26 protein-coding genes and 6 tRNA genes are annotated in these 25,429 nt (G+C 72.3%); 21 read left to right on the forward strand and 11 right to left on the reverse strand.

The annotated features are described in order from the left end of the window. Positions 1-78 precede the first annotated feature (78 nt). Both ABZ192_RS18995 and ABZ192_RS19000 read right to left on the reverse strand, forming a co-directional pair. Positions 79-510, reverse strand: coding sequence for a hypothetical protein (locus ABZ192_RS18995; RefSeq protein WP_356925609.1), 432 nt, complete (start codon positions 508-510; stop codon positions 79-81). Further along, positions 491-850 (reverse strand): hypothetical protein, encoded by a 360-nt coding sequence (locus tag ABZ192_RS19000; protein ID WP_356925610.1) that lies wholly within the window; start codon positions 848-850, stop codon positions 491-493. Before ABZ192_RS19000 ends, ABZ192_RS18995 begins: the two co-directional genes overlap by 20 nt. Before the next feature lie 69 nt (positions 851-919). On the opposite strand from ABZ192_RS19000, the gene ABZ192_RS19005 reads away from it, so the two are divergent. The 10 genes from ABZ192_RS19005 (at position 920) to ABZ192_RS19050 (ending at position 13,999) form a co-directional block, all read left to right on the forward strand. Next, a complete protein-coding gene (locus ABZ192_RS19005; RefSeq protein WP_356925611.1) occupies positions 920-1,570 on the forward strand; it encodes an HAD family hydrolase in 651 nt (216 codons plus the stop codon). Between the two features lie 387 nt (positions 1,571-1,957). Beyond that, a complete protein-coding gene (locus tag ABZ192_RS19010) occupies positions 1,958-2,992 on the forward strand; it encodes an ATP-binding cassette domain-containing protein (RefSeq protein ID WP_356925612.1) in 1,035 nt (344 codons plus the stop codon). Continuing rightward, positions 2,989-3,696, forward strand: a complete 708-nt coding sequence (locus ABZ192_RS19015) for a methionine ABC transporter permease (RefSeq protein WP_356925613.1) — start codon at positions 2,989-2,991, stop codon at positions 3,694-3,696. Before ABZ192_RS19010 ends, ABZ192_RS19015 begins: the two co-directional genes overlap by 4 nt. Positions 3,697-3,757: 61 nt before the next feature. Continuing rightward, positions 3,758-4,585, forward strand: a complete 828-nt coding sequence (locus tag ABZ192_RS19020; protein WP_356925614.1) for a MetQ/NlpA family ABC transporter substrate-binding protein — start codon at positions 3,758-3,760, stop codon at positions 4,583-4,585. A gap of 141 nt (positions 4,586-4,726) precedes the next feature. After that, positions 4,727-5,359 (forward strand): GNAT family N-acetyltransferase, encoded by a 633-nt coding sequence (locus tag ABZ192_RS19025; protein ID WP_356925615.1) that lies wholly within the window; start codon positions 4,727-4,729, stop codon positions 5,357-5,359. Between the two features lie 178 nt (positions 5,360-5,537). After that, positions 5,538-6,758 carry a precorrin-6y C5,15-methyltransferase (decarboxylating) subunit CbiE gene (gene cbiE, locus ABZ192_RS19030; protein ID WP_356925616.1) on the forward strand — a complete coding sequence of 407 codons (1,221 nt, stop codon included), beginning with the start codon at positions 5,538-5,540 and terminating at the stop codon, positions 6,756-6,758. A gap of 367 nt (positions 6,759-7,125) precedes the next feature. Continuing rightward, complete coding sequence (gene cobT, locus ABZ192_RS19035; protein ID WP_356925617.1) at positions 7,126-11,334, forward strand: nicotinate-nucleotide--dimethylbenzimidazole phosphoribosyltransferase; 4,209 nt, start codon at positions 7,126-7,128, stop codon at positions 11,332-11,334. Positions 11,335-11,466: 132 nt separating this feature from the next. Further along, positions 11,467-12,708 carry a uroporphyrinogen-III C-methyltransferase gene (cobA, locus tag ABZ192_RS19040; RefSeq protein ID WP_356925618.1) on the forward strand — a complete coding sequence of 414 codons (1,242 nt, stop codon included), beginning with the start codon at positions 11,467-11,469 and terminating at the stop codon, positions 12,706-12,708. 63 nt (positions 12,709-12,771) lie between these two features. After that, positions 12,772-13,590: an RNA methyltransferase gene (locus tag ABZ192_RS19045; protein WP_307174128.1), complete on the forward strand. Its 819-nt coding sequence runs from the start codon at positions 12,772-12,774 to the stop codon at positions 13,588-13,590. 16 nt (positions 13,591-13,606) lie between these two features. Beyond that, positions 13,607-13,999 carry an NUDIX domain-containing protein gene (locus ABZ192_RS19050; protein WP_356925619.1) on the forward strand — a complete coding sequence of 131 codons (393 nt, stop codon included), beginning with the start codon at positions 13,607-13,609 and terminating at the stop codon, positions 13,997-13,999. A gap of 54 nt (positions 14,000-14,053) precedes the next feature. Here the strand turns inward: ABZ192_RS19050 and ABZ192_RS19055 are convergent, their stop codons facing one another. Further along, complete coding sequence (locus ABZ192_RS19055; RefSeq protein ID WP_356925620.1) at positions 14,054-15,496, reverse strand: protein kinase; 1,443 nt, start codon at positions 15,494-15,496, stop codon at positions 14,054-14,056. 195 nt (positions 15,497-15,691) lie between these two features. Between ABZ192_RS19055 and ABZ192_RS19060 the strand changes: the two genes are divergently transcribed. The 4 genes from ABZ192_RS19060 to ABZ192_RS19075 all read left to right on the forward strand — a co-directional run bounded on the left by ABZ192_RS19060 (position 15,692) and on the right by ABZ192_RS19075 (position 18,030). Further along, positions 15,692-15,931: a hypothetical protein gene (locus ABZ192_RS19060; protein ID WP_184981801.1), complete on the forward strand. Its 240-nt coding sequence runs from the start codon at positions 15,692-15,694 to the stop codon at positions 15,929-15,931. A gap of 234 nt (positions 15,932-16,165) precedes the next feature. Next, positions 16,166-16,375 (forward strand): hypothetical protein, encoded by a 210-nt coding sequence (locus tag ABZ192_RS19065; protein WP_356925621.1) that lies wholly within the window; start codon positions 16,166-16,168, stop codon positions 16,373-16,375. Between the two features lie 343 nt (positions 16,376-16,718). Further along, on the forward strand, positions 16,719-17,660 hold the full coding sequence (locus tag ABZ192_RS19070; RefSeq protein ID WP_356925622.1) for an aminoglycoside phosphotransferase family protein: 942 nt from the start codon (positions 16,719-16,721) through the stop codon (positions 17,658-17,660). Positions 17,661-17,739: 79 nt separating this feature from the next. After that, a complete protein-coding gene (locus ABZ192_RS19075) occupies positions 17,740-18,030 on the forward strand; it encodes a zf-TFIIB domain-containing protein (RefSeq protein ID WP_351416600.1) in 291 nt (96 codons plus the stop codon). 64 nt (positions 18,031-18,094) lie between these two features. Here the strand turns inward: ABZ192_RS19075 and ABZ192_RS19080 are convergent. From ABZ192_RS19080 to ABZ192_RS19100, 5 genes are all read right to left on the reverse strand, one after another. Further along, a tRNA-Val gene (locus ABZ192_RS19080) sits at positions 18,095-18,166 on the reverse strand. Positions 18,167-18,209: 43 nt separating this feature from the next. Next, positions 18,210-18,281, reverse strand: a tRNA-Val gene (locus tag ABZ192_RS19085). Positions 18,282-18,305: 24 nt separating this feature from the next. Next, positions 18,306-18,377 (reverse strand) — tRNA-Val (locus ABZ192_RS19090). Position 18,378: 1 nt separating this feature from the next. Next, positions 18,379-18,452: transfer RNA gene (locus tag ABZ192_RS19095), tRNA-Cys, on the reverse strand. Positions 18,453-18,489: 37 nt separating this feature from the next. Further along, a tRNA-Gly gene (locus ABZ192_RS19100) sits at positions 18,490-18,562 on the reverse strand. Between the two features lie 178 nt (positions 18,563-18,740). Here ABZ192_RS19100 and ABZ192_RS19105 point away from each other — a divergent pair. Genes ABZ192_RS19105 through ABZ192_RS19115 form a run of 3 tightly spaced genes read left to right on the forward strand, consistent with a single transcriptional unit; the run spans position 18,741 to position 21,481 of the window. Further along, on the forward strand, positions 18,741-19,784 hold the full coding sequence (locus ABZ192_RS19105) for a chorismate-binding protein (RefSeq protein WP_356925623.1): 1,044 nt from the start codon (positions 18,741-18,743) through the stop codon (positions 19,782-19,784). Continuing rightward, on the forward strand, positions 19,781-20,602 hold the full coding sequence (locus ABZ192_RS19110) for an aminodeoxychorismate lyase (protein WP_356925624.1): 822 nt from the start codon (positions 19,781-19,783) through the stop codon (positions 20,600-20,602). Before ABZ192_RS19105 ends, ABZ192_RS19110 begins: the two co-directional genes overlap by 4 nt. A 54-nt stretch (positions 20,603-20,656) precedes the next feature. Continuing rightward, the gene (locus ABZ192_RS19115) at positions 20,657-21,481 is read left to right on the forward strand and encodes a GNAT family N-acetyltransferase (RefSeq protein WP_356925625.1); all 825 of its coding nucleotides are present in this window, start codon (positions 20,657-20,659) and stop codon (positions 21,479-21,481) included. A gap of 39 nt (positions 21,482-21,520) precedes the next feature. On the opposite strand, the gene ABZ192_RS19120 is transcribed toward ABZ192_RS19115, so the two are convergent. Next, a complete protein-coding gene (locus tag ABZ192_RS19120) occupies positions 21,521-22,063 on the reverse strand; it encodes a DsbA family protein (protein ID WP_356925626.1) in 543 nt (180 codons plus the stop codon). Positions 22,064-22,226: 163 nt separating this feature from the next. Here ABZ192_RS19120 and ABZ192_RS19125 point away from each other — a divergent pair, with 163 nt between their 5' ends. Together ABZ192_RS19125 and ABZ192_RS19130 are read left to right on the forward strand one after the other, a co-directional pair. Further along, the gene (locus tag ABZ192_RS19125; protein WP_356925627.1) at positions 22,227-22,664 is read left to right on the forward strand and encodes a hypothetical protein; all 438 of its coding nucleotides are present in this window, start codon (positions 22,227-22,229) and stop codon (positions 22,662-22,664) included. A 152-nt stretch (positions 22,665-22,816) separates the two neighbouring features. Then, positions 22,817-22,993, forward strand: coding sequence for a hypothetical protein (locus ABZ192_RS19130; RefSeq protein ID WP_356925628.1), 177 nt, complete (start codon positions 22,817-22,819; stop codon positions 22,991-22,993). Between the two features lie 83 nt (positions 22,994-23,076). Here ABZ192_RS19130 and ABZ192_RS19135 read toward each other — a convergent pair whose 3' ends face one another. Together ABZ192_RS19135 and ABZ192_RS19140 are read right to left on the reverse strand one after the other, a co-directional pair. After that, a complete protein-coding gene (locus tag ABZ192_RS19135) occupies positions 23,077-23,637 on the reverse strand; it encodes a CGNR zinc finger domain-containing protein (RefSeq protein ID WP_356925629.1) in 561 nt (186 codons plus the stop codon). A gap of 314 nt (positions 23,638-23,951) precedes the next feature. Further along, entirely contained in the window at positions 23,952-24,365 is a 414-nt protein-coding gene (locus ABZ192_RS19140; RefSeq protein WP_004002642.1) for an SsgA family sporulation/cell division regulator, read from the reverse strand. 191 nt (positions 24,366-24,556) lie between these two features. On the opposite strand from ABZ192_RS19140, the gene ABZ192_RS19145 reads away from it, so the two are divergent. Continuing rightward, positions 24,557-25,015, forward strand: a complete 459-nt coding sequence (locus tag ABZ192_RS19145; RefSeq protein ID WP_356925630.1) for a TIGR02611 family protein — start codon at positions 24,557-24,559, stop codon at positions 25,013-25,015. Between the two features lie 79 nt (positions 25,016-25,094). Next, positions 25,095-25,166, forward strand: a tRNA-Val gene (locus ABZ192_RS19150). Positions 25,167-25,429: the final 263 nt, after the last annotated feature.

Below are 25,429 nucleotides of genomic sequence, written 5' to 3' on the forward strand. Positions count from 1 at the left end.
GGCGCAGGGCTGTATCGATTTGCGGCTCCGCCGCGTGGGCGCGAGCAACCACACATGGCCCGCGGCCGCCTGATCACCTCAGGCGGCATCCTCCTGCCGCGCACGCGACTTCCGCAGCCAGTAGATCGCCGATACCGGCAACAGAACCGGGATGAACACATAACCCATCCCGAAGTCCGACCACACGGTCGCGTCCGGAAACGCCGACGGCTCGACCAGCGTCCACGTCCCCACCGTCAGCACGCCCACCAACTCCGCGACACAACACACAAGCGCAACCCGCCGGGCCGTCTCCCCACCCCGCACCAGCGAGTACGTGATGAACCCGTACACCACACCGGCCACCGCCGACAGCGAGTACGCCAGCGGCGCCCGGTCGAACTCCGTCGCGATCTGAAACGCGGACCGCGACACCGCGCCCACCACCATCACGCCGTACAGCCACACCAGCAGCGTGCCGGGCCCGCTGGTCAGCCGCCGCCGGCTCACCTCAGCCTCCCCAGATGTCATAGAGCCGCACCTCCAGCACAGCCAGCACCACACCGCCGGCGGCCACCGTCACCGAACCCCACCGGGTGCGCTCCGCCAGCGACATGAACCCCGCCGCCGGGACACAGGCGAACGCCCCGAGCAGATACGCCACGAAGATCGTCGTGCCCTGCTCCGGCTTCTCGCCCTGCGCCAGCAGCACGATCCCCACCACCAGCTGGACCAGCGTCAGCAGGGTGACCACGGCCATCCCGATGAAGTGCCAGTCCTTCGTCGGCTGGTCACGGTAGGCGGCCCAGCCGCACCAGGCGGCGAGCAGCAGCGCGGCGACGCCGGTCACCAGCGTCAGGGCATCAAGCATGCTGTGACCTTATTACGGCCGAAAAGGCCCTGTGCCTGCGGCCCTGGCCTGCACCGTAGGGTCGAGGGCATGAAGATCCACGCGCATGCCCTGCTGTTCGACAACGACGGAACCCTGGTCTCCTCCCTCGCCTCGGTGGACCGCTGCTGGACACGGTGGGCCACGGAGTACGGGATCACGGCCGAGGAGTTCGCCCGGGTCGAGCTGCACGGCCGGCCGGCCGCCGAGATAGCCGCCGACCTCCTGCCCGCCGACGTGGTGCCGCAGGCCGTCGCGCGGATCGAGGACCTCGAGGTGGAGGACGTGCCGAACGGCGGAGTGCACCTGCTGCCGGGGACCCGCTCCTTCCTCGACGCCCTGCCCGCCGAGCGCTGGGCCGTCGTCACCTCCGCCACCCGGCGGCTGGCCGAGGCCCGGCTCGACGCCGTCGGCATCCTGCCCAAGACGCTCGTCGCCGCCGACGACGTCACCCACGGCAAGCCCGACCCCGAGCCCTATCTGCTCGCCGCCCGCACCCTCGGCGTCGACCCCGCCCGGTGTGTCGTCTTCGAGGACGCCCCCGCGGGCCTGACGGCCGGCCGCGCCGCCGGCATGACCACCGTGGCGTTGACCACAACCCACCAGGCCCACGAGCTCCAGGCCGACCTGGTGGTCGAGAACCTGTCGGCCCTGTCCGCACTGGTCACCGAGCAGGGTGTCGAGATCTCCCTGCGCGGCTGACGGAAGACGGCGGATCCCGGCACCTGTCCACCGCTGTCCAGCATCCGGACAGCGGCGGCCGGTCAGGACCGTACGCATGTTTTACTGACGGCATGACCACGACGAGCGACCGCATCCCCGCGACCGAGGCGACCATGACGCCCGGTGCTCGTTGTATGTGTCGAATGTGCGCCTTCTAGAGGGCCCCCGCACCACCCCCTGAGCTCGCGCCCCGAAGCGAGACCGCGGCATGTCCGCACGCCCTGAGCAGTGCGTGACACCAAGCCGCCCGCGCACATGTTCTCCCCCGGTTCCCCGCCTCAGCGAGAACCGTGTCGCGTCCCTGAACGAATGCCTCTGTGCCCGGGCACACCCACGCCCGCGCACTCGACAGTGACGGAAACCCACGTGATCACCACAACGGACCTGACCAAGGTCTACCGTTCGCGCGGCCGCGAGGTCACCGCCCTGGACGGCGTCGACCTGCACGTCCGCGAAGGCGAGGTGTACGGCGTCATCGGCCAGTCCGGCGCCGGCAAGTCCTCGCTCATCCGCTGCGTCAACCTCCTGGAACGGCCCACCTCCGGCACCGTGGCGGTCGCCGGGCAGGACCTCACCGCCCTGGCCGGCCGCGGCCCGCGCGCCGGAAGGGAACTGCGGCAGGCACGCAGCCGGATCGGCATGGTCTTCCAGCACTTCAACCTGCTGTCCTCCCGGACCGTCCAGGACAACGTCGAACTGCCGCTGGAGATCCTCGGGAAGTCCGGGCAGGAACGCTCCCGCAAGGCGCTGGAACTGCTCGACCTGGTCGGCCTCGCCGGCAAGGCGAAGGCCTACCCGGCGCAGCTCTCCGGTGGCCAGAAGCAGCGCGTCGGCATCGCCCGCGCCCTGGCCGGCGACCCGAAGGTGCTGCTGTCCGACGAGGCCACCAGCGCCCTCGACCCGGAGACCACCCGTTCGATCCTGGCGCTGCTGCGCGACCTGAACCGGCAGCTCGGCCTGACCGTCCTGCTCATCACGCACGAGATGGACGTCGTGAAGTCGGTCTGCGACTCGGCCGCGCTCATGGAGAACGGGCGGATCGTCGAGTCGGGCACCGTCAGCGAACTGCTCGCCACCCCCGGCTCCGAACTCGCCGCCGCGCTGTTCCCGCTCGACGGCGACGCCTCCGGCGAGGACCGCACCGTCGTCGACGTCACCTTCCAGGGCGAGAGCGCGACCCAGCCGGTCATCTCGCAGCTCGCCCGGACCTACAACATCGACATATCGATCCTCGGCGCCGCCATCGACACCGTCGGCGGTCTCCAGGTCGGCCGGATGCGCATCGAACTGCCCGGCCGCTTCGAGGACAACGTCGTGCCGATCGGCTTCCTGCGCGAAAAGGGTCTCCAGGTCGACGTCCCGGGCCGCGAGTCCGTACTGGTGAAGGAGGGTGTCAAGTGACCTGGTCCGAGATGCAGCCTCTGCTGGAGCAAGCGTGTTGGGACACGCTCTACATGGTCGGCTGGTCCACGCTCATCGCCGTCGTCGGCGGACTGCCGCTCGGGATCCTGCTGGTTCTGACCGACCGCGGCGGACTGCTCCAGAACGTCGTCGCCAACAAGGTCATCGGGCAGATCGTGAACATCGCTCGCTCGCTGCCCTTCATCATCCTGATGGTCGCGCTGATGACCTTCACCCGCTGGATCACCGGCACGACCATCGGCCGCGAGGCCGCGATCGTGCCGCTCGCGGTCGGTGCCATCCCGTTCTTCGCGCGCCTGGTCGAGACGGCCGTCCGCGAAGTGGACCACGGACTCGTCGAGGCCGTGCAGGCCATGGGCGGCAACACCTGGACCGTCGTCCGCAAGGTCCTCGTCCCCGAGTCCCTGCCGTCGCTGATCTCCAGCACCACGACCACGGTCGTCGCCCTCATCGGCTACTCGGCCATGGCGGGCACGGTCGGCGCCGGGGGCCTCGGAGACATCGCCATCCGCTACGGCTACCAGCGCTTCGAGACCCAGCTGATGTGGATCACCGTCGCGATCCTCGCCGTCGTCATCTCGGTCATCCAGTTCGCCGGCGACTACGCGGCCCGCTCCCTGCACCGCCGCGGCGCCCACTCGGGCCCCGCCCCCAAACTGCGGCTGCTCAAAGCCGCCTCCTGACCCCCCGTACACCCACAACGGGGTCGCACCACCCGCAAGGTCATAAGGAAAGGCACTTTTCGTGCGTAACACCGCCAAGATCACCACCGCCGTCCTCGCCGCCGGAGCCCTCACCCTCGGGCTCAGCGCCTGCGGCGCGGGCAAGGACGCCTCCGACACCTCCGGCCCGCTGGTCGTCGCCGCGAGCCCTGTCCCGCACGGCGAGATCCTCAACTTCGTCAAGGACAACCTGGCGAAGAAGGAGGGCCTCGACCTGGAGGTCAAGGAGTTCACGGACTACACGTCGCAGAACCCCGCGACGCAGGACGGCTCCGTCGACGCCAACTACTTCCAGAACAAGCCGTACCTCGACGACTACAACAAGAAGAACGGCACCGACATCGTGCCCGTCGTCACGGTCCACCTGGAGCCCCTCGGCCTCTACTCCCACAAGGCCGAGAAGGCCGGCGACCTGAAGAGCGGTGCGACCGTCGCCGTCCCCAACGACACGGTCAACGAGGCCCGCGCGCTCAAGCTCCTCGCCGCCCACAAGCTCATCACCCTCAAGGACGGCGTCGGCAACGAGGCGACCCCGTCCGACATCACCAAGAACCCCAAGAACCTCAAGTTCAAGGAGCTGGAGGCGGCCCAGACGCCGCGCTCCCTCGACGACGTGGACGCCGCCGTCGTCAACGGCAACTACGCCATCGAGTCCGACCTCAAGCCGTCGAAGGACGCCCTCGTCCTGGAGTCCCCCAAGAACAACCCGTACGGCAACTTCCTCGCCGTGAAGAAGGGCCAGGAGGACGACCCGCGGGTGAAGAAGCTCGCGAAGCTCCTCACCTCGCCCGAGGTGAAGAAGTTCATCGAGGACAAGTACGCCGACGGCTCCGTGCTCGCCTCCTTCTGAGCCCACGCCCGGCACCCGCCCCGCACGGGGTCCTCCCTCACCCGGTGGGGGAGGGCCCCGTGGTGCGGATCAGTGCTTTCATGCTGCATGCTGGGCAGTTCAGCAGGCCCTGAAGGTTCACCGAAGGTTACGGAGCGGCGCATGACGAGCACCTTTCCCAACGTCTCCATCAGCACGGAGCGGTTGGTCCTGCGCCCCTTCGAGGAGCCGGACATCCCCTCGTTCGCCGACATGATGAACGACGAGCTCGTCACCGCCTGGACCACCGTCCCGCACCCCTACACCGAGGCCCACGCGCGCTCCTGGATCACCGAACAGGCCCCCGCCGAACGGGCCGAGGGCCGCGGCATCGTCTTCGCCGTCACCGAGTTCCTCACCCAGCGCCTCGTCGGCATCGTTCACCTGCGGAACACCGACTGGCGGATCCGCTCCAGCGAGATCTCCTACGTCATCGCCCCTTGGGCCCGCGGCGAGGGCTACGCCTGCGAGGCGGCGCTCATCACCGCGCAGTGGCTCTTCAACGACCAGAAGTTCGAGCGCCTGGAACTGCGCACCCCGGCCGACAACACCGCCTCCCAGCAGGTGGCCCAGAAGATCGGCTGCATCAGCGAGGGAGTGCTGCGCGGCGCCTGGATAGCCCGGGCACGCAGGGACGACGGCGCGTGGACCGAGGTACGCACCGACCTGATCGTCTGGAGCCTGCTCCCCGAGGACCTCGACGGCGTGGGCGACCAGCTGCCCGGCGGTTTCACGTCCTTCGGCGACTGGAACTGACGCCGGCGACCGGAAACCGACCGGAACCGACCGGAACGGACACCGCGCGCGACGGCACCGCCGCCCCCTCCACCGGCTTCACCGGGTACTCTCACGGAGCCCGCCCGCGGGCAGCTCATCACACGGCACAGCCGACCTGACACAGACGACCTGCGCAAACCTCTGGAGACTGACGACGATGGCCGACCGGGTCACGGTGATCGGCTGGGACGGTTCGCCGCTGACCGCCGCGGCACGCGCCGCCCTCGGTGCCGCCACGCTCGTTGCGGGCGCCGCCCACCACCTGGCGCTCCCCGAGGTGCCCGCCGGCGCCGAGCGGATCCGCCTCGGCAGCGTCGCACTCGCCGCCCGCCGCATCGCCGCCCACCGCGGCACGGCCGTCGTGCTCGCCGACGGCGACCCCGGCTTCTTCGGCGTCGTACGCACCCTGCGCGCCCCCGAGTTCGGCCTCGAAGTGGAGGTCGTCCCCGCCGTCTCCTCGGTCGCCGCCGCCTTCGCCCGCGCCGGCATGCCCTGGGACGACGCACAGGTGGTCGTCGCACACCGACGCACCCTGCGCCGTGCGGTGAACGTGTGCCGAGCCCACACCAAGGTGGCGGTTCTCACCTCACCCGGCGCCGGACCCGCCGAACTCGGCCTGCTCCTCGAAGGAGTCCACCGCTCCTTCGTCATCTGCGAGGAACTCGGCACCGCGCACGAGCGGGTCAGCGTCGTCACCTCCGAGAAGGCCGCCGACTTCACCTGGCGCGACCCCAACGTCGTCATCGTCCTCGGAGGCCCGGCCGGACCCGGCACCACGGGGGAGAGCGGCGGCTGGATCGCCGGCCGCGACCCGTCCGCCGGACCGCGCGGCTGGTCCCTGCCCGCCGAGGCGTACGGCGGTGACCTCGGCGAGGGCGAGACCCAGCTGCTGCGCGCCTCCCAACTCGCCCGTCTCGGACCGCGTGTCGGCGACCTCGTGTGGGACATCGGCTGCGGCAGCGGCGCCTTCGCGGTCGAGGCCGCGCGCGCCGGCGCAGCCGTCCTCGCCGTCGACAGCGACCGGGCGGCCTGCGCCCGCACCGACGCGGCCGCCCGCCGCCTCGGCGTCCAGCTCCAGATCGTGCACGGCACCGCCCCGCACGTCCTGGAGAACCTCCCCGAACCCGACGTCGTCCGCGTCGGCGGCGGGGGAGCGGCCGTCGTCTCGGCCGTCGCCGACCGCCGCCCGCAGCGCATCGTCACGCACGCCGCCACCCGGGACGCCGCCGAACTCATCGGCCGGGACCTGACGGAGCACGGCTACGGCGTCGAGTGCGCCCTCCTCCAGTCCGTCGAACTCGACACCCGGGCCTGGACGGAGAAGGAACGGAGCGTCGCGTTCCTGCTCAGCGGGGTGCTGCCCCGCCGCAGCGGCTGACCCCGCCGCCGTCCCCGTGATCGGGTTGTCGTACTGCGCGCGGTAGGCTGGCCGATCGCTGCACCGCACGCGGACGTCCGGCAGTTCGTCGGCCAATGTCCGGAAAACCCGCCCGTTTTGGGGGGTGTGTGGTACGGCAGAACCGGAGGACGCGCAACGTGGCGCAGTCCACAGCGGAACCGTCGCGGATCGAGGTGCCGTGACGGTGCTTCGGCCGCAACAATGCCAGTGAGTGGCTTTGTCGCCTTTTCAGGGCGGGCCGTTCGTGCCGCTGGGGACGCACGCTCGTTCTTCACTGTGGGGCGGTCGGTGCGCCGTTCCGGGTGAGCTGGTCGTAGGAGCACTAACCGATGGGCGAGGGGTACGCATGACCGACACCGGCCAGGTCCCGGGCGAGGGACTGCCGGAGAACGCAGGCATGGTGGAACAGCCGGGCGCCTCCGCGCACGGTGCGTACGCCTACCTCTCCGAAAACACCGCCGAGGACGAAGACCTGCTGCTGCCGGGCTCGCACGGCGCCTGGGGCAACGAGGTCGCCCCGCCCGCGCCGGAGCCGGTCGTCGAGGCGGTGCACCAGCCGGGCCCGCACGAGATCTCCGGCCGCGACAGCGGCTCGGTCGACCTCGGTGGCGTCCGCCTGCCCGACCCGCCGCCGATCCCGCCCATCACCCCGCGCCGGCCGCTGCACCTCGGCCCGCCCCTGCCCGACAGCTCCGCCAGCCCGGTCCGCTCGCTCGCCGACCGCGGCCCGGCGGAAGCGCCGGCACGACAGCCCGCGGGCGCGGCGCCCGGCCCCGAGTACCTCGACGCCCCGCGCGCCCCTGAGGCGCCCGCGCCGGCTGCCGCGCCCTGGGGCGCGCAGGTTCCGGCCCAGGCCCCGGTGAGCGCCGGGGCGGCGCCTGCGGAAACGGTTGTTCCGGCAGCGGAGCAGGCGGGCACGGCCCAGGCCGTCGCCACCCGCGTCGCCCCGGAGCCGGCGCCTGCGGCAGCGGCGGCCCCGACCGGGTCGGCGCAGGGTGCTTACGCGGAACAGCCTGTGCAGCAGGGTGCCTACGCCGAGCAGCCCGCGCAGGGTGCGACGGCGCCGGGCGAGGCCGCCGGTGCGCCGGTGGCTGCCGGAGAGCCGGAGCAGCCTGGCACCAGTGCCTCCGGGGAACAGGTGGCCGCGGCTGAGCCCGGGGGCGCTGGTGAGCCGGCTGGTGTGAGCGGTGGCCCGGATGGTGAGCCGGTGGCCGAGCCCATGCAGGGCGCGGCGGTTGAGGCCGAGCCGACTGGTGCGGGCGACGGTCCGGTGGGTGAGCCGGTGGTCGCCGCGGAGCCGGAGCAGGGCGAACCTGGGCAGGGCGCGGGCGTGGCGGGCGACCCCGCCGGCGCGGGCGTCGCACCCGACGCCGGCCAGGAGGCCGCCGTGGCCGACGCCGCTTCGCGGCCGGTTCCGCAGGAGGCGCCGGGGCCGGTCGTGGACGGTTCCGGCCAGGACGGCGAACCGGCGCTCGCCGAGGGTGCTCCCGGCGTACCCGGGCCGGGTGCCGCCGACGCACCCGCCGACGGTGTTGAGCAGGCCCCGGCGTCCGCCCCTGTTCCGGAGGCCGCACCGGCGCCCGAGGTGGTCCCGGCCCCGGAGGCCGCTGCCACACCCGAGCCTGCTGTCGTCACGCCGCCCGAGGCGGACGCGGGGGAGACCGTCGCTGCCCAGGCGCCGGACGCGGTGGGCGCCCCCGAGGCCGCCGCGCCGGAGCCGGAGGCCGGCGGTGACGAGGCCGCCGCGCAAGCTGCTGAGCCGATCGCGCCGCAAGCTGCCCCCCAAGCTCCCCAGGCGACTGACGGCGAGGCAGCCGCGCAGGAACCCGAGATGACGGCACCGCAGACCGCAGCCGCCGCCCCCGAGGCGCCTGCCCCGGCCCCCGATGCATCCGCCCCGGCGGCCGAAGCGCCCGCCCCGGCGGCCGAAGTATCCGCCCCGGCGACCGAAGCGCCCGCCCCGGCGGCCGAAGTATCCGCCCCGGCGGCCGAAGCGCCCGCCCCGGCGACCGAAGCGCCCGCCCCGGCGACTGAAGCGCCCGCCCCGGCAGCCGGAGCTCCGGCTGCCGAGGCCCCCGCGCCCGCAGACGCGCCCACTCCGGACGCACCCGCCGCCGCACCGGACACCACCGAACCGACCCAGCCCCCTGCCGCAACGGCGCCTCCTCAGCCCACCGAGACGGCCACCCCGGACTCCGGAGCAGAGGCCCCCGCGCCTGCCCAGGCGGTCCCCGCCGCGACCGCCGAGGCAGCGGCGGCGGTACCGGATCAGTCCCCCGAAACGCCCGCGCCCGACCCCACCGCCGAGGCGGCGGCGACGGCACCGGAGCCGGTAGCCGCCGCGCCCGAGCCGACGGCCACTGCGCCCGAGCCGACGGCCACTGCGCCCGAGCCGACGCCCGCCGCGCCCGAGCCGGCAGTCGCCGCGCCCGAGCCCGCCGAAGCCACCCCGGCCCCCACGGCAGCGGAAACCTCCTCAGCCCCCCAGCCCTCCCCGTCCCCCCAAACCCCACCCCAGCCCCCGCAGACCCCCTCGGCATCCGCCGAGGACGTTACCGTCGTACTCCCCGGCCCGGCCCCGGACGAGCAGGCCGGACAGCATGTCCAGGGCCCGCAGCAGTCCCAGGCCGCCGTCCCCCAGCCGGCCCAGCCCGAGGCGGAACCCGTGGTCATCGTCCCCGCACCCCGCGAAGGCGAAGCCGAACTCGCACAGAACGCCGACGACCTGGACACCCGGGGCGCCGAACAAGAAGACCTGGCGGACCAGGAACGCCACGAAGCAGAGAGTGCGGCCGCAGTGGGAGAAGCACGGCAGTCCACCGGTCCCGCCGCCCCCGGCTACGACCCCGCCGAGCGCGAGGCCGTGCTGAAGGTCATGCGCGAACGCCGCGACATCCGCAACGGCTTCCGCAGCGACCCCATCCCGCACGAGGTGCTGCTCCGTGTCCTGGAGGCCGCCCACCACGCGCCCTCCGTAGGCCACTCGCAGCCGTGGGACTTCGTCGTCATCCGCTCCGCCGACACTCGGCGCGCGATGCACGAACTGGCCATGCGCCAGCGCGACGCCTACGCGAAGTCCCTCCCCAAGGGCCGGGCCAAGCAGTTCAAGGAACTGAAGATCGAGGCCATCCTCGACACGCCGGTGAACATCGTCGTCACCGCCGACCCGACCCGCGGCGGCCGCCACACCCTCGGCCGCCACACCCAGCCCCAGATGGCCCCGTACTCGGCCGCCCTGGCCGTGGAGAACCTCTGGCTCGCCGCCCGCGCCGAAGGCCTCGGCGTCGGCTGGGTCAGCTTCTTCGACGAGCGCGAGATGGTCCGCGCCCTCGGCCTGCCCGAGCACCTCGAGGTCATCGCCTATCTGTGCGTCGGTTACGTCGACGAGTTCCCGGACGAGCCCGAGCTGCTGCAGGCGGGCTGGTCCAAGCGCCGCCCGCTGTCCTGGGTGGTACACGAGGAGACGTACGGCCGACGCGCACTGCCCGGAGAGGAACCGCACGACCTGCTCGCCGAGACCGTCGCGCAGATCCGCCCGCTCGACGCCAAGGCGCTCGGCGAGGCGTGGGAGCGCCAGAAGCGTATGACCAAGCCGGCCGGTGCGCTGGGCATGCTGGAGATCATCTCCGCGCAGCTGTCCGGCCTGTCCCGCCAGTGCCCGCCGCCCATCCCGGAGCCCGCCGCCGTCGCGATCTTCGCCGGTGACCACGGCGTGCACGCGCAGGGGGTCACCCCCTGGCCGCAGGAGGTCACGGCCCAGATGGTGGCCAACTTCCTCGGCGGCGGAGCCGTCTGCAACGCCTTCGCCACCCAGGTGGGCGCCGAGGTCTGCATCATCGATGTGGGCGTCGCCGCCGATCTCCCGGCCACGCCGGGCCTGCTGCCCCGCAAGGTCCGGGCCGGCACGTCCGACATGACCACCGGCCCCGCGATGACCCGCGAGGAGGCCAAGCAGGCCATCGAGGTGGGCATCGACACGGCCCGTGATCTGGTCGCCGCCGGCAACAAGGCACTCCTCACCGGTGAGATGGGCATCGCGAACACGACCGCGTCCGCCGCCCTGATCTCCGTCTTCACGGGGGTGGACCCGGCCGAGGTGACGGGCCGGGGCACCGGGATCAACGACGAGACCCTCGCCCGCAAGACCGAGGTCGTCCGCCGTGCCCTCGAACTCCACCAGCCGGACCCGGCCGACCCGATCGGCGTGCTCGCCGCGATCGGCGGCTTCGAACACGCCGCCATCGTCGGCCTGCTCCTCGGCGGCGCGTCGCTGCGCACGCCGGTGATCCTGGACGGCGTCAGCGCGGGCGCCGCCGCCCTGGTGGCGCGCGCCATCGCCCCGGAGGTCCTGGCGGCCTGCATCGCCGGGCACCGCAGTGCCGAGCCCGGCCATGTGGCCGCCCTGAACAAGCTCGGCCTGCGCCCCCTGGTCGACCTCGACCTCCGCCTCGGCGAGGGCACGGGCGCCCTCCTGGCCCTCCCCCTGGTCCAGAGCACGGCCAGGGCGATGCACGAGGTGGCGACATTCGATTCGGCGGGAGTGACCGAGAAGTAAGGCACCTGTGGCTCCGGTGGTCCGCGTCCGGCAAGGACGCCCAGCCACCGGACACGTGTGCCCCCACAACGACTCGCACCTTAAAATCCGCACGTCAGGGCATCGAACCCGCCGCAACAGGAGCCGCACCCCATGGCCGAACACCCCGCCTACCCCGTAGGCCTCCGCCTCACCGGCCGCCGCGTGGTCGTCCTCGGCGGCGGCCAGGTCGCCCAGCGTCGCCTCCCGGCGCTCATCGCCGCGGGCGCGGACATCCTCCTCGTCTCCCCCGAGGTCACCCCCTCCGTCGAAGCCATGGCGGACGCCGGCGAAATCACCTGGCACCGGCGCCCCTACGAGGAGGGCGACCTCGCGGACGCCTGGTACGCCCTGATCGCCACCGGCGACACGGAAGCGAACGCGAGGGCCTCCGCCGAGGCGGAACGCCGCCGCGTCTGGTGCGTCCGCTCCGACGACGCCGACGAGGCGACGGCCTGGACCCCGGCCACCGGCCACAGCGAGGGCGTCACGGTCGCCGTGCTGACCACGGACGCCCGCGGCCGCGACCCCCGCCACACCGCCGCCATCCGCGACGCGGTCGTCGAGGGCCTGCGCGACGGCACCCTCGTCGCCCCGCACCACCGCACCCGCACACCCGGAGTCGCCCTGGTCGGCGGCGGCCCCGGCGACCCGGACCTGATCACCGTGCGCGGCCGCCGCCTCCTGGCCGAGGCGGACGTCGTCATCGCGGATCGCCTCGGCCCGCGCGACCTCCTCGCCGAACTCCCGCCCCACGTCGAGGTGATCGACGCGGCGAAGATCCCTTACGGTCGCTTCATGGCCCAGGAGGCCATCAACAACGCGCTGATCGAGCACGCGAAGCAGGGCAAGTCGGTGGTCCGCCTGAAGGGCGGCGACCCGTACGTCTTCGGCCGCGGCATGGAGGAACTCCAGGCGCTCGCCGAGGCCGGCATCACCTGCACGGTCGTCCCCGGGATCTCCAGCTCGATCTCGGTCCCGAGCGCGGCCGGTATCCCGGTCACCCACCGCGGCGTCGCCCACGAGTTCACCGTGGTCAGCGGCCATGTCGCGCCGGACGACGAGCGCTCCCTGGTCGACTGGCCGTCCCTGGCCCGGCTGACCGGCACGCTGGTGATCCTCATGGGCGTCGACAAGATCGGAAAGATCGCGGAGACGCTCGTCGCGCACGGAAAGCCGGCCGACACCCCCGTCGCCCTCGTCCAGGAAGGGACGACGGCGGCTCAGCGCCGAGTCGACGCGACCCTCGCGACGGTCGCGGAGACGGTCCGCGCCGAGGACGTGAAGCCCCCGGCGGTCATCGTCATCGGCGAGGTCGTGAAGGTCGGCCCCACGGCCGCCGCGCCCCGTGAGTAACCCGGGGTAACACAACCGTCCCAAGCCGTTGGCACCGCACCCAGGACAAGGCAGTATCACCCTGTGGCCGATCTCATCACCGTCGAGGATCCCGACGACCCGCGCCTGCGCGACTACACCGGCCTGACCGACGTGGAGCTGCGCCGTAAGCGCGAACCCGCCGAGGGCCTGTTCATCGCGGAGGGCGAGAAGGTCATCCGCAGGGCCAAGGAAGCGGGCTACGAGATGCGGTCCATGCTGCTCTCGGCCAAGTGGGTCGACGTCATGCGCGACGTCATCGACGAACTCCCCGCCCCGGTCTACGCGGTCAGCCCGGAGCTCGCCGAGCAGGTCACCGGCTACCACGTGCACCGCGGCGCGCTCGCCTCCATGCAGCGCAAGCCCCTGCCCACGGCCGCCGACCTCCTCCAGACCGCCCGCCGTGTGGTGATCATGGAGTCGGTCAACGACCACACCAACATCGGCGCGATCTTCCGCTCCGCCGCGGCCCTGGGCATGGACGCGGTCCTGCTCTCCCCGGACTGCGCCGACCCCCTGTACCGCCGCAGCGTGAAGGTCTCCATGGGCGCGGTCTTCTCCGTGCCGTACGCTCGTCTGGACACCTGGCCCAAGGGCCTGGAGTCGGTCCGCGAGGCCGGCTTCACGCTGCTCGCCCTCACCCCCGACGAGAAGGCCCGGCCCCTCGACGAGGCCGCCCCGCACACCATGGACCGCGTCGCCCTCATGCTCGGTGCCGAGGGCGACGGCCTGTCCACCCAGGCCCTGGTCGCCGCCGACGAGTGGGTGCGCATCCCCATGTCCCACGGCGTCGACTCCCTCAACGTGGGCGCGGCGGCGGCCGTCGCCTTCTACGCCGTGGCCACCGGCCGCCCCCAGTCCTAGGTCCTGGGGGCCGTACGTGGAACAGCGCCAGGCGATCGTCGCCGTACTGCGGCGCGGGGACCGCGTCCTCGCGATCCGGCGCGGCCCGCGGGTCGCCCGTCCCGGCTACTGGCAGCCGCTGAGCGGCAAGCTCGAACCGGGCGAGACCCAGGAGCAGGCGGTCGTCCGGGAGGTCCGCGAGGAGGTCGGCCTCACCGTCGTCCCGCTGGCGAAGGTATGGGAGTCGGAGACCGACGACCGCCTCTTCCGTCTCCACTGGTGGACCGCCCGCGCGGACACGGGGGAGGTCGTCCCCGACCCCGGCGAGGTCGCCGAGACCCGCTGGGTCACACCGGAGGAGTTCCTGACCCTGGACCCGGTCTTCGACGGCGACCGCGAGTTCTTCGAACGGATCCTTCCGGAACTGTGACGGCGGACCTCAAGTGATCAGGCCCTACGACTCGAACACCGACGACTCGAGCCCCTACGGCTCCAACCCCTGCGGCTCGTAGCCCCGTTGGACATGCTCCTGCCGGGCCCCGCCCCCGTCGTCGCCGAGTCCCCGCGCCGAGCCCTGACAGCCCTGCACCAGGGCGATGCCGACGGCCACCAGCAGCGTGACCACGACGAACACGAACAGCCGCTGCCGCAGCAGCCGGGGATTGGCGGGCCGCAGACCGGTCCCCGTGTTCCTGGACGCCGGACGCCCGGTACCGCTGTGGGGCGTGGGGCGGCTGCCGCTGCCCGGCCGGGTCCCGTTGCGCCCGGTGGGCGTCGGCCGAGCCCCGGACCGCGACGGGGTGCCGCCGCGCGAGGCGCCGGAGCCGCGCACCGGGGTCCGGCCGCGGCTCCCCCCGCCCGTCGACCGGGATCCGCCCCGCGGACCGGCTCCGCTCTGGGAAGCCGGGCCGTCCGGCGACGGAGCGCCGTCCCCGGGCCCGGGGGAGCGCCGTGGCGGGGGAGTGCCCCGGCCCCGCTGCGCCCCGGCAGTCCCCGCGCCCTGCTGTCCCTGCGGACGCCGGCCGCGCTCGGGGTAGGTGTCGGTGGGCCGGTCGGTTTCGGCACCGCGCGGCGCGGGCGGCCGTACGCCGGCCAGGTCCTGAGATTCCCGGGCCGCGATCTCCTTGAGCCGCATGGACAGTTGGAGCGTGCTGGGCCGCTCCTCGGGGTCCTTCGCCAGGCACGCCCGGACGAGCGGAGCCAACGCGTCGGGTACGCCGTGCAGCTGCGGTTCCTCGTGCACGACGCGGTACAGCATCACCTCGGAACTGCCGTGCCCGAAGGGCGAGTCGCCCATCGAGGCGTACGCGAGCGTGGCACCGAGCGAGAACACATCCGTGGCCGGCGTGACGGCGGCCCCGCGCACCTGCTCAGGGGCGAGGAAGCCAGGCGAGCCGACTGCCGTGCCCACGTGGGTGAGCGTCGAGGCGCCGGTCGCCCAGGCGATGCCGAAGTCGATGATCCGCGGCCCCTTCGGGGACAGCAGGATGTTGGACGGTTTCAGGTCCCGGTGTACGACGCCGGCCTCGTGCACGGCGACCAGGCCCTCCGACAGGGCGGCACCGACGGCGGCGACGTCGGCAGCGCCGAGCGGTCCCTCGGCGGCGACCTTGTCGTGCAGGGAGGGGCCGGGTACGTACTGCGTGGCGAACCAGGGCCGGTCCGCGTCGAGGTCGGCGGCCACGAGCCGTGCCGTGCACCCGCCGCGGATTCGTCTGGCCGCCGAGACCTCACGGGCGAACCGCGAGCGGAACTCCTGGTCCTCCGCCAGATCAGGCCGGATGACCTTGAGCGCGACCCGCTGCCCCTTCTTGTCGGAGCCCAGGTAGACCACGCCCATCCCGCCCGCGCCGAGCCGTCTGTGAAGCCTGAACGAGCCGACGACGCGCGGGTCCTCGCGCCTCAGGCGCATCATCGCCATGTTCATCCCCGCTGCCCGGTCCTGTGACGAGCCACAGCTTACGTTTCCACGGCCGCCCGCGCGCAGAGGCCGCGCCCTCTCGGGGCGATGGATTGTCAGTGGTGGGTGGGAGACTTGAAGGGTGGTCAGAGGGCGCGCGAACAGGCCGTGTTCGCGCGGGGGTCGACCCCAACCGCCTGGCCCGGAAGGGGGATTGGACCCGTGAAGGGTGACCGTGTGGAGATAGTCGTGGACGCCGGCGACACGACGCGCACGTACGAGGTGGTGGCGAGCAGGGCGGGCCGCAGGGTGGAGACGGCGGTACGGCGAGGTGTCGTGGAAGTGAGCGAAGTCACCAGGAGCGGAACGGTCGTGCGTACGGCCCGTTTCATGGCGAACCGGGTGCTGGCCCTGGTCGAACAGCCGATTCCGAGGGAGGAAAGCTCGGACAAAGCGGGGTGAGCCGGGCGCCCCTTCGGGGAAGACCCTGAGGCCCCGGCCTCCGTCTCCACCCAGGGGAGTACATCGCAGGTGACGGCTCATCCTCCGGGAGGCCCGGCAATCGGTACGAGGGCATGACGCCCGGGACGGGCCGGACACCTAGATTTGAGGTCAAGCGGCGGGTGCAGCACTCGTCCCCCGAGGTCAGACACCCGCCGCTGCCAACGACAACGGAGAACGGTCAGGAGAGGGACCATGGCCCATACGGCACCGCGGGCACTGATCCGCGAGGAGGGACGCAGGGTGTACGCCGCAGCGTTCCGTTCCCGCCGTCAGGGCCGTCGCCACCCCGTGGTGGCGACGCTGATGGCCCTTCCCCTGGCGGTACTGCTCCTCCTCGTCTTCGACGGGTGGGAGACAGTGGCCACACAGGCGTCGTCCGTGGGAGAGATGCTGGGGCGCTGAGCGGCGACCCCAGGCCCGGAAGAGCGGTCCGGGCGGGGACATCCCACCCATGAAACCCCGTGGGGACGGGGGTGCGGCGGACGGCACAAATGCCGGCGCAGCTGGGGAGCTGCGCCGGCATTACCCTTTCCGCGCACCTGCGCGGGCGCCGCTTAGCTGCGGGCAGTCGTGCCTCCCCCAGTGCCTTAAGGGCCTGGGAGGTACCCCCCCAGGCGGCACGGGTGGGCGCAGCGGTACCCCGCTACGCCGGGCTGCGGACCCACCCGGCACCGGCACCGACGCCGAGCACCTGAAGCCAACAGTGCCTTACACCCAGGCCCCACCTGCGCGTACGCTCGCCCCGGTGAAACCCGCCCCCGCCCCGCTCATACAACAACTCACCGCCAAGGCCCGAGCCACCGCTCACGCACGCTCCCCGGCCTGCCCCTGCGGCGCAGCCACCCTCGCGGACCGCCTCGACGGCATCGTCGTACGGCACGCGGACACCGTCGCGAAGGCCCATCCCGAGGACACCGACCCGACCGAACTGACCACCCGCCTCACCCTCGCCGCCCACCGCCCCGGCATCCTCCTGCCCCCGCTCACCCCGGCCCCGGTCACCCTGCACGACCGTCTCGTGACGTTCTGGCCGTACGGGACCCCGGTCGACCCGGAGACCCCCGACGCCGCCCCCTGGGAAGCCGCCGCCACCCTCCTCGCCCGACTGCACCGCACCCCGGCCCCGCCGGGAATGCCCACCATGCGGGGCCCCGCCAAGGCGGCCCTGGCCATCGCGCGGCTCCGGGACGCCGGCCCGCACCCCGCCGCCCTCCCCGTCCTGCGCGCCTGGGACACCCTCCCCGCCTGGGCCCGGGCCGAGGCCCCGACGCCGCGCACCGGCACCCTGTGCCACGGCGACCTCCACCTCGGCCAGCTCGTACGCCACCCCGCTCCCGATGGCCCCTGGCTGCTGATCGACGTGGACGACCTCGGTGTCGGCGTCCCGGCCTGGGATCTCGCCCGCCCCGCCGCCTGGTACGCCTGCGGACTGCTCCCGCCCGGCGAATGGGCCCGGTTCCTCGCCGCCTACCGCGCCGAGGGCGGCCCCGCCGTCCCGGCCGACGGCGACCCCTGGCCCGCCCTGGACGTCCCCGCCCGCGCCCTCACCGTGCAGACCGCGGCCCGGGCCGTGGCCAAGGCCGTCGCGGGAGGTCGTGCGCTGGACGAGGTGGAGCAGTCGGTCGTGGACGCCTGTGACCGAATGGCTACCGTCCCGCCGCAGTTGGCGCAGGAGCACGCGAAGTAGGGTGCAACCGACCACAGCCGGACAGAGTCTGTCCTGGCGACACACGAAGCAGGACCGACCGGCGAGGAGTTGAACCACCATGCAGTGTCCGAAGTGCCGTGCCCCCATGCACACCTACAACCGCAACGGTGTCCAGATCGAGCAGTGCAGCGGCTGCCGCGGCATCTTTCTCGACTACGGCGAGCTGGAGTCGCTGACGCGTCTGGAGGCCCAATGGTCCCAGTCGGCCCCGCCGCCCCCGCCCGCTCCGCAGGCCTACCCCGCGCCACCGGCCCCCGCCTGGGGCGCCCCGCACGGCGGCCACGGCCACCATGGCCACCACGGTCACCACCGGCAGAAGAGCTTCGGCCGCATGCTGTTCTCGTCCTGACGCGGCGATCACCACACGACGAAGCCCCCGGCCGCTGCATACGGCCGGGGGCTCCGGTGTGATGTGGACGATACTGGGATTGAACCAGTGACCTCTTCCGTGTCAGGGAAGCGCTCTCCCGCTGAGCTAATCGTCCTCGGGGCCATGACCACTGACTGCAGCGGATCATGGGCACTGCGTGCGCGATACTGGGATTGAACCAGTGACCTCTTCCGTGTCAGGGAAGCGCTCTCCCGCTGAGCTAATCGCGCGGGTGGATCTTGGAGCAGATCCAGTGGACGATACTGGGATTGAACCAGTGACCTCTTCCGTGTCAGGGAAGCGCTCTCCCGCTGAGCTAATCGTCCTTGGAGGTGGAGACGGGATTTGAACCCGTGTAGACGGCTTTGCAGGCCGTTGCCTCGCCTCTCGGCCACTCCACCAGGAGTGCAAGGGGCCGGGAAGCCCCCTGTTCCTTCGAGCGGACGACGAGGTTCGAACTCGCGACCTCAACCTTGGCAAGGTTGCGCTCTACCAACTGAGCTACGTCCGCTTGTCGTTTCGGTCCGCTCTCGCGGCCCGGCGACGAGTTGAACTCTAGCGGATTCCGGGGCCAGCACAAAAACGCGTTTGTGCAGCGTGCTGCGCTTCCCCTGCTCAGGACGGTCGCAGGGTCTCACGAAGGGGCATCCCCCGGTCACCCGCGGGGCACCCGCCATAGACTCGACTGCGTGCTCGACCTCCCTCCTCTCGCCCGTTTCGGCGACCGTGTCGCCACCGGGCTCCTCGACGTCACCGACGATCCCGCAGCCCTGGAGTCCAGCGGTTTCTGGGCGGTCTGCGCCGACTTCGAGGGCCGTCTGACCTGCGCACGCTTCCGGGATGTGCGGCACGCGGCCGTTCCCGTCCCCGTGCCCGGCGCGTGGCGGGGACCGGCGGCGGGTGACTGGACGTCGTCGCTCGACCGCACCGCGTACACGGCGGCGGTGCGGCGGATCCGCGAGCACATCGCGGCCGGCGAGGTCTACCAGGCGAACCTGTGCCGGGTACTGTCGGCGCCCGTCGCGCCCGGCGCCGACGTGGACGCCCTCACGTCGCTGCTGTCCCTCGGCAACCCGGCGCCGTATGCAGGAACGATCCGCCTGCCCGGTCACGGCGTGGAGATCGCCACCGCGTCCCCCGAACTGTTCCTGCGGCGCGAGGGACGCGTCGTCGAGTCGGGGCCGATCAAGGGCACCGGCCGCACCGAGTCGGACCTGCTGGAGAAGGACTACGCCGAGAACGTCATGATCGTGGACCTCGTCCGCAACGACATCGGACGGGTGTGCGCCACGGGTACGGTCACCGTGCCCGAACTGTGTGCCGTCGAGAAACATCCCGGACTGGTCCATCTCGTGTCGACGGTCCGCGGTGAGCTGCGGGAGGGGGCCGGCTGGGCCGAGCTGCTCACCGCCGCCTTCCCGCCCGGCTCGGTCACCGGCGCGCCCAAGTCGAGCGCTCTGCGGATCATCGACGCGCTGGAGACCGCGCCCAGAGGGCCGTACTGCGGAGGGATCGGCTGGGTCGACGCCGACCGGCGGGCCGGTGAGCTGGCCGTCGGCATCCGTACCTTCTGGATCGACCGGTCCGACGGCATGCTGCGCTTCGGCACCGGCGCCGGCATCACATGGGGCTCGGATCCCGAGGGGGAGTGGCGGGAGACCGAGCTGAAGGCGGCCCGGCTGCTCGCGATAGCGTCGGAAGTGTATGAGGTGAGTGGAGAGGACCTGACGTGAAAATCTGGCTCGACGGCGGGCTGCAGGACATCGAGTCCGCCCGCGTCTCCGTCTTCGATCACGGGCTGACCGTGGGCGACGGCATCTTCGAGACGGTGAAGGCCGTGGACGGCCGGCCGTTCGCGCTCACGCGGCACCTCGACCGGCTGACCCGGTCGGCGCGCGGCCTCGGACTGCCCGACCCGGACCACGACGAGGTGCGCCGCGCCTGTGCCGCCGTCCTGGAGGCCAACCCCATGCCGCTCGGCCGCCTGCGCATCACCTACACCGGCGGCCACGGCCCGCTCGGCTCCGACCGCGGCGAGCACGGCCCGACCCTCGTCGTCGCCCTCGGCGAGACGACCCGCCGCCCCGACTCCACCGCCGTGATCACGGTTCCCTGGACGCGCAACGAGCGCGGCGCGCTCACCGGCCTGAAGACCACCTCGTACGCCGAGAACGTCGTCGCACTCGCCCGCGCCCGCGAACAGGGCGCCTCCGAGGCCCTGTTCGGCAACACCGTGGGACAGCTCTGCGAGGGCACGGGGTCCAACGTCTTCCTCGTCCTCGACGGCGAGATCCACACCCCGCCGCTCGCCTCGGGCTGCCTCGCGGGCATCACGCGCGCGCTCGCGATCGAATGGACCGGCGCCGAGGAGACCGACCTGCCGCTGGACGTCCTGCAACGGGCCGACGAGATCTTCCTGACGTCCACCCTGCGGGACGTGCAGGCCGTGCACCGGGTCGACGACCGCGAGCTGCCCGGCGCGCCCGGCCCGGTGACCGCCAAGGCCATGCGGATCTTCGAGGAGCGGTCCGGGGACGACCTCGACCCCTGACAGCTCCCGCTTATTCGGCTGACCAGGGCCGTGGTTGCGGGTAGAACACCCCTGATGACCACGACCCTGCGGCCGACCGAGCCGCTTCAGCAGAACGCCGACGGGACGCGCTCACGCCGCTATCAGGTGTGCGTGAACAGCCGTCCCGTAGGGGCGATACACCTCGGCACGCATCCCGTGTTCGGTGACGCCGTGGCCCGGATCATGAAGCTGCGCATCGAGGAACCGGACCGCAGGCGCGGCCGGGGCACGGTGGCCGCGCTGGCCGCCGAGGAGGTGGCGCGCGGCTGGGGGTGCCGCCGCATCGAGGCGACCGTGCCCGCGGACTCCGAGGCGGCGTTCCGGCTCGCCACGGCCCTCGGCTACGTCGTCCGCAACCGCGGCATGGAGAAACCCCTCGGCGACACCCCGCCACAGCTGCCGCAGGGCAGCCGCGCCCGGCCCATGACCGAGGCGGAGTTCGGCCCCTGGCTGGAGAAGAGCAAGGAGGACTACGCGCAGAGCCGGATCGAGCGGGGCGTCCCGGAGGCCGAGGCCCGCGCCAAGTCGGAGCGCGACAACGCCACCCTGCTGCCCGAGGGCCTCGCTACCCCCGGCATGTTCATCAGCGTCCTGGAACACGAGGGGACGCCGGTGGGCGTGCTGTGGCTCGCGGTGCGCGAGGACAGCGCCTTCGTCTTCGACGTCGAGGCCCACGCCGCCCACCGCGGCAAGGGACACGGCCGCACCCTCATGCTGCTGGCCGAGGCCCAGGCGATCGCCGAGGGCAGGCGCACGATCGGGCTCAACGTCTTCGCCGGCAACACCCCGGCCGAACGCCTCTACGCGTCGCTCGGCTACGAGACGAAGCTGTACGCGGTGTACAAGCCGCTGTTGTGACGGCCCGGCGGCGCCCCGGCAGGGCCGCGGGCCGTCGGGTCAGCCCTGATGCTCCTGGTCCTGCTCCGGCCCGCCCAGCAGCCCGTCCGCGATCTGCTCGATCCGCTCGCGCAGCCCCTCCTGGCTCTTGCCTCCGTCGAGCCGCTCACCGCCGATGACGTACGTCGGGGTGCCGGTCACGCCGATCGCCTTGCCCTCGGCCTGGTCGGCGTCCACGATCAGGGTGTGCCGGCCGTCGATCAGGGCGGTGTCGAACTCCTCCGCGTCCAGGTCCAGTTCGCGGGCCAGCTCGACCAGGAAGGGTTCTCCCTTGCGGCCCAGCTCCTCGACCCGCCCCAGGAGCGCCTCGGCGTACTCCCATCCCCGGCCCTGCTCCCAGGCCTCCTCCGCGGCCTGGGCGGCGGCGAAGGCGTGCTTGTTCTTCTCCAGGGGGAAGTGCCGCAGCCGCAGCTCCAGACGGTTGCCGTAGCGGGCGCGCAGGGCACGGAGGTCGTCCAGTGCGGTGCGGCAGTCCGGGCACTGGAGGTCGCACCAGACCTCGAGGACGGGGGCGGCGGCGGGGGCAGGGGAGGAGTCGCTCATACCGACATTCTCCCAGGCCGTGCACCCGCACCGGCACCTGCGGAGGAGACGACCCGGAGATCTCCCTGATGTCGGGCCGGGGCATGGCCGCCCGGGGTGCGGCGGGTGCAGGATGGAAGGGACGAAGTGCCCCTTCCCGACCGCGCCACGCCTGGAGGACCGGATGATTGCCGAGACCGTCTGCTCCGCCGTGTCCGCGGCGGGCCTGGGCATCGCGGCCGTGACGGCGTACCGAAAGCGCTTCCTCGCGGCGACCCGGATCGCGGCGTACTCGCTCGTGCCGATCGGCCTCGTGATGACGGGCGTCGTCGAGTGGCTGGCGGACACCGCGCTGAGCCTGACCGCCTGGGCGGGCTTCGGGGTGCTCGGTGTGGCGTGGGTGCTGTTCATGACCACGCGTGTCGTGGAGCGCCGCCGCGGCGGCACCCGCAAGGAGCGCAGGGCGGCCCGCGCGGCGGCCCGGCCGGACGCGGTGGCTCCGGCGGCCTCGGCGCCCTCCCTGGGGCAGGGGGCCGGCCCGGCCGCCCGGCCCGCCGCGTCGTCCCGGGGTGACGACGACTTCAGCGACATCGAGGCCATCCTCAAGAAGCACGGCATATGACGACCGCGTGTCGGCCGAATCGTCACAGTGGGTCCGAGGGTGAGCGGAAGCGATCACAACCTGACCCGGACCTCGCGGAATCGGCGCACGCCCGTACGCAACGAGGTCGCTGATCGCGTCCGGCCGGGCGACTGCGTCATCATCGCCGCGAGATGCTGGACACGACGGAACAGAGCGACCCCGCACCGCCGCAGGACGAGCCACGTCCCCGGCAGGCCGAGCCACGTGGTTGCCTCTTCGCCCTATCCCAGCCACCGCTCATGATCTTCCTGGCGGTGATCGGGACTCTGCTGCTCATGGCCTCGTTGCACGATCTGCTGTTGCTGTGAGCCGTACCCGCGGTACCCGGCGCCACCCGCCGGGACCGCGTCGGCATCGATGATCCACCTGCCACTCGGTCCTGCGGACGCGGTCAGCCCGCCGCTTCCTTGCGCCGCGCCCGGTACGCGGCCACATGCAGGCGGTTCCCGCAGGTCCGGCTGTCGCAGTAGCGCCGCGAGCGGTTGCGGGACAGGTCGACGAAGGCCCGCCGGCAGTCGGGCGCCTCACACCGCCGCAGCCGCTCCTGCTCCCCGGCGACCACGAAGAAGGCCAGGGCCATCCCGCAGTCGGCGGCCAGGTGGTCGGCGATGGAGGCGCCGGGTGCGAAGTAGTGCACATGCCAGTCGTAGCCGTCGTGGTCCGTGAGCCGGGGTGTGGTGCCCGCGGCGGCGACCAACTCGTTGATCTGGCCTGCGGCGGTCCGGGCGTCGGGGGCGGCGAAGACGGCGGCGAACCGCCCGCGGATCTTCCGCACCGCCGAGAGGTCGAACTCCGAGAGCACTCCGACGTCGCTGATCTCGTGGTTTCGTACGAAATCCGCGAGTGTCGCCACGTCCGGCAGCCCGTCCGGCGCCGTGTCGTCGTCCGGTGCGGTGTTCACCAGATCGACCACGGTGTCGAGGGCGCACCGGGTGTCGTGGGTGATCAGCACGATTCGCTCCCTGGCCTGGGGGTCGGGCGGGCGCCCGCCGATGCTGGCCGATGGTAACGGCTCCACCCCCGCCGGACCGCCCTCACGCCCGCACACGGCTTCGAATACAACGATGCCGGGCAAGTCATTGGTTCCCGACCGGCCTCCGGGCAGCTGAGTGCCCCCGCTGCGGGCCTCCGTCCGGTGGCGGACGCGAACCGGCGCCGCGCCGCGTGATCCGCGGTGTCGGCGCCGGTGTATCCCGTATGCGGTTGTTCTGGCCCGAGCCGTCTCCCCGAGTCGACGGCGCCGGGCTGCTCGGTGAGCGCCTCGCCCTAGCTTTCCGCCAGGATGTGCGAGAGCTCCTGATCGAGGTCGAAGTGCCGGTGTTCCGTGCCGGGCGGCACGGCGGCGTCGGTCCGCTTCAGGAAGGACTCCAGAGCCCGTGCCGGGGCCTCGAGCAGGGCCTCGCCCTCCGGTGAGCTCAGGGCGATGCACACGACGCCCTGACCGTGACTGCGCGACGGCCAGACGCGGACGTCGCCGGTGCCCGTAGGGCGGTGAAGTCCCTCGGCGAGGAGGTCGCGGGCGAACACCCACTCGACGGTCTCCTCGGCTCCGGTGTGGAAGGTGGCGTGCACGGCGTAGGGGTCGGCCGTGTCGTACCGCAGGCCTGCGGGGACAGGCAGGGAGGACTCGCTCGACACAACGAGGCGCAGGTGCAGCTCGCAGCTGACCGTGGTGTTCATAAGCGCCAGGGCCTTTCGCTCAGTGTGCGCTCGGGGATTCGCACGTCGGCGAAATCGACATGCCACCTACGGTGCCGTTGTAAACCCCTCTGAGTGTTTTGCGTGCCTTTACGTAACTCTTCCGGCCGAGAGATCGTTCGCGCCGTGCGTCCATTCCGGTGACTGGTTTCGCTCGGGTAGTGTTTGGCCGTATGAATACGGGGAGTGACGAGCCGGGCGAGGTGGCCGTGGCGGCGGACGAGACGGGGACGGACGAGGCGCGCAGCGAGCAGGAGCGGGCGCTCGGCTCACGGGCGCCGGAATTCGTCAAAGCGCGCCGGCTGCTGCATGTGAGCTGGCAGGTCGGCATCTTCATCATCGGGCTCGCGGTCGTCGTGGCGGGCATCATCATGCTGCCCCTGCCCGGACCGGGCTGGGTCGTGATCTTCGGCGGCATGGCGATCTGGGCGACCGAATTCGTGTGGGCCCAGCTGGTGCTGCGCTGGACCAAGCGGAAGGTCACGGAGGCCGCGCAGCGCGCCCTCGATCCCAAGGTGCGGCGCCGGAACATCATCCTGACGAGCATCGGGCTGGTCATCGTGGCCGTACTGGTCGGTATCTACCTGTGGAAGTTCGGCATCGTCATGCCGTGGAAGATCAAGGACCAGTGAGCCGCGGCGGGGGTGCCGAGGCCGGCCCGGCGCCGGTCACAGGCACCCCCTGACATGGGGTAATGTTCTTCCTGCGTCCGGGCGATTAGCTCAGTGGGAGAGCGCTTCGTTCACACCGAAGAGGTCACTGGTTCGAACCCAGTATCGCCCACCCGGATCGGCGGCCCACCTGCGACTGTGCATGTGGGCCGCCGTCGTTCGTCGTCCGGGCCGCCTCCCGCGGGTGTCACCCGTCCCGGGTCGTCGAGCGTCCGGCGGCCTCCTCGAGTGCCCGGCCGGCGTCGTCGGGTAACCGGCCGACGTCCTCCTCAAGGACGGAAACCGGTCACCTTCCGTCCGGTCCCGCGCCACCCGCCCCGGCGTCGCCTTTCGGTCGCTCCTGAAAGCCGTGCGGGCGCCCCCGTCCCGTTCGGC

This window comes from Streptomyces sp. NPDC006235, from assembly GCF_040613735.1.
Classification (GTDB): domain Bacteria; phylum Actinomycetota; class Actinomycetes; order Streptomycetales; family Streptomycetaceae; genus Streptomyces.

Excerpts from the sequence above, each read along its gene's own strand:
- ABZ192_RS19130 (WP_356925628.1), top strand. The coding sequence starts at position 22,817 with ATGCTGGACACGACGGAACAGAGCGACCCCGCACCGCCGCAGGACGAG.
- ABZ192_RS19145 (WP_356925630.1), top strand. The coding sequence starts at position 24,557 with ATGAATACGGGGAGTGACGAGCCGGGCGAGGTGGCCGTGGCGGCGGAC.
- cobA (WP_356925618.1), top strand. The coding sequence starts at position 11,467 with ATGGCCGAACACCCCGCCTACCCCGTAGGCCTCCGCCTCACCGGCCGC.
- cbiE (WP_356925616.1), top strand. The coding sequence starts at position 5,538 with ATGGCCGACCGGGTCACGGTGATCGGCTGGGACGGTTCGCCGCTGACC.
- ABZ192_RS19120 (WP_356925626.1), bottom strand. The coding sequence starts at position 22,063 with ATGAGCGACTCCTCCCCTGCCCCCGCCGCCGCCCCCGTCCTCGAGGTC.
- ABZ192_RS19055 (WP_356925620.1), bottom strand. The coding sequence starts at position 15,496 with ATGAACATGGCGATGATGCGCCTGAGGCGCGAGGACCCGCGCGTCGTC.
- ABZ192_RS18995 (WP_356925609.1), bottom strand. The coding sequence starts at position 510 with ATGACATCTGGGGAGGCTGAGGTGAGCCGGCGGCGGCTGACCAGCGGG.
- ABZ192_RS19140 (WP_004002642.1), bottom strand. The coding sequence starts at position 24,365 with ATGAACACCACGGTCAGCTGCGAGCTGCACCTGCGCCTCGTTGTGTCG.
- ABZ192_RS19000 (WP_356925610.1), bottom strand. The coding sequence starts at position 850 with ATGCTTGATGCCCTGACGCTGGTGACCGGCGTCGCCGCGCTGCTGCTC.
- cobT (WP_356925617.1), top strand. The coding sequence starts at position 7,126 with ATGACCGACACCGGCCAGGTCCCGGGCGAGGGACTGCCGGAGAACGCA.
- ABZ192_RS19115 (WP_356925625.1), top strand. The coding sequence starts at position 20,657 with ATGACCACGACCCTGCGGCCGACCGAGCCGCTTCAGCAGAACGCCGAC.
- ABZ192_RS19025 (WP_356925615.1), top strand. The coding sequence starts at position 4,727 with ATGACGAGCACCTTTCCCAACGTCTCCATCAGCACGGAGCGGTTGGTC.
- ABZ192_RS19065 (WP_356925621.1), top strand. The coding sequence starts at position 16,166 with ATGGCCCATACGGCACCGCGGGCACTGATCCGCGAGGAGGGACGCAGG.
- ABZ192_RS19125 (WP_356925627.1), top strand. The coding sequence starts at position 22,227 with ATGATTGCCGAGACCGTCTGCTCCGCCGTGTCCGCGGCGGGCCTGGGC.
- ABZ192_RS19075 (WP_351416600.1), top strand. The coding sequence starts at position 17,740 with ATGCAGTGTCCGAAGTGCCGTGCCCCCATGCACACCTACAACCGCAAC.
- ABZ192_RS19005 (WP_356925611.1), top strand. The coding sequence starts at position 920 with ATGAAGATCCACGCGCATGCCCTGCTGTTCGACAACGACGGAACCCTG.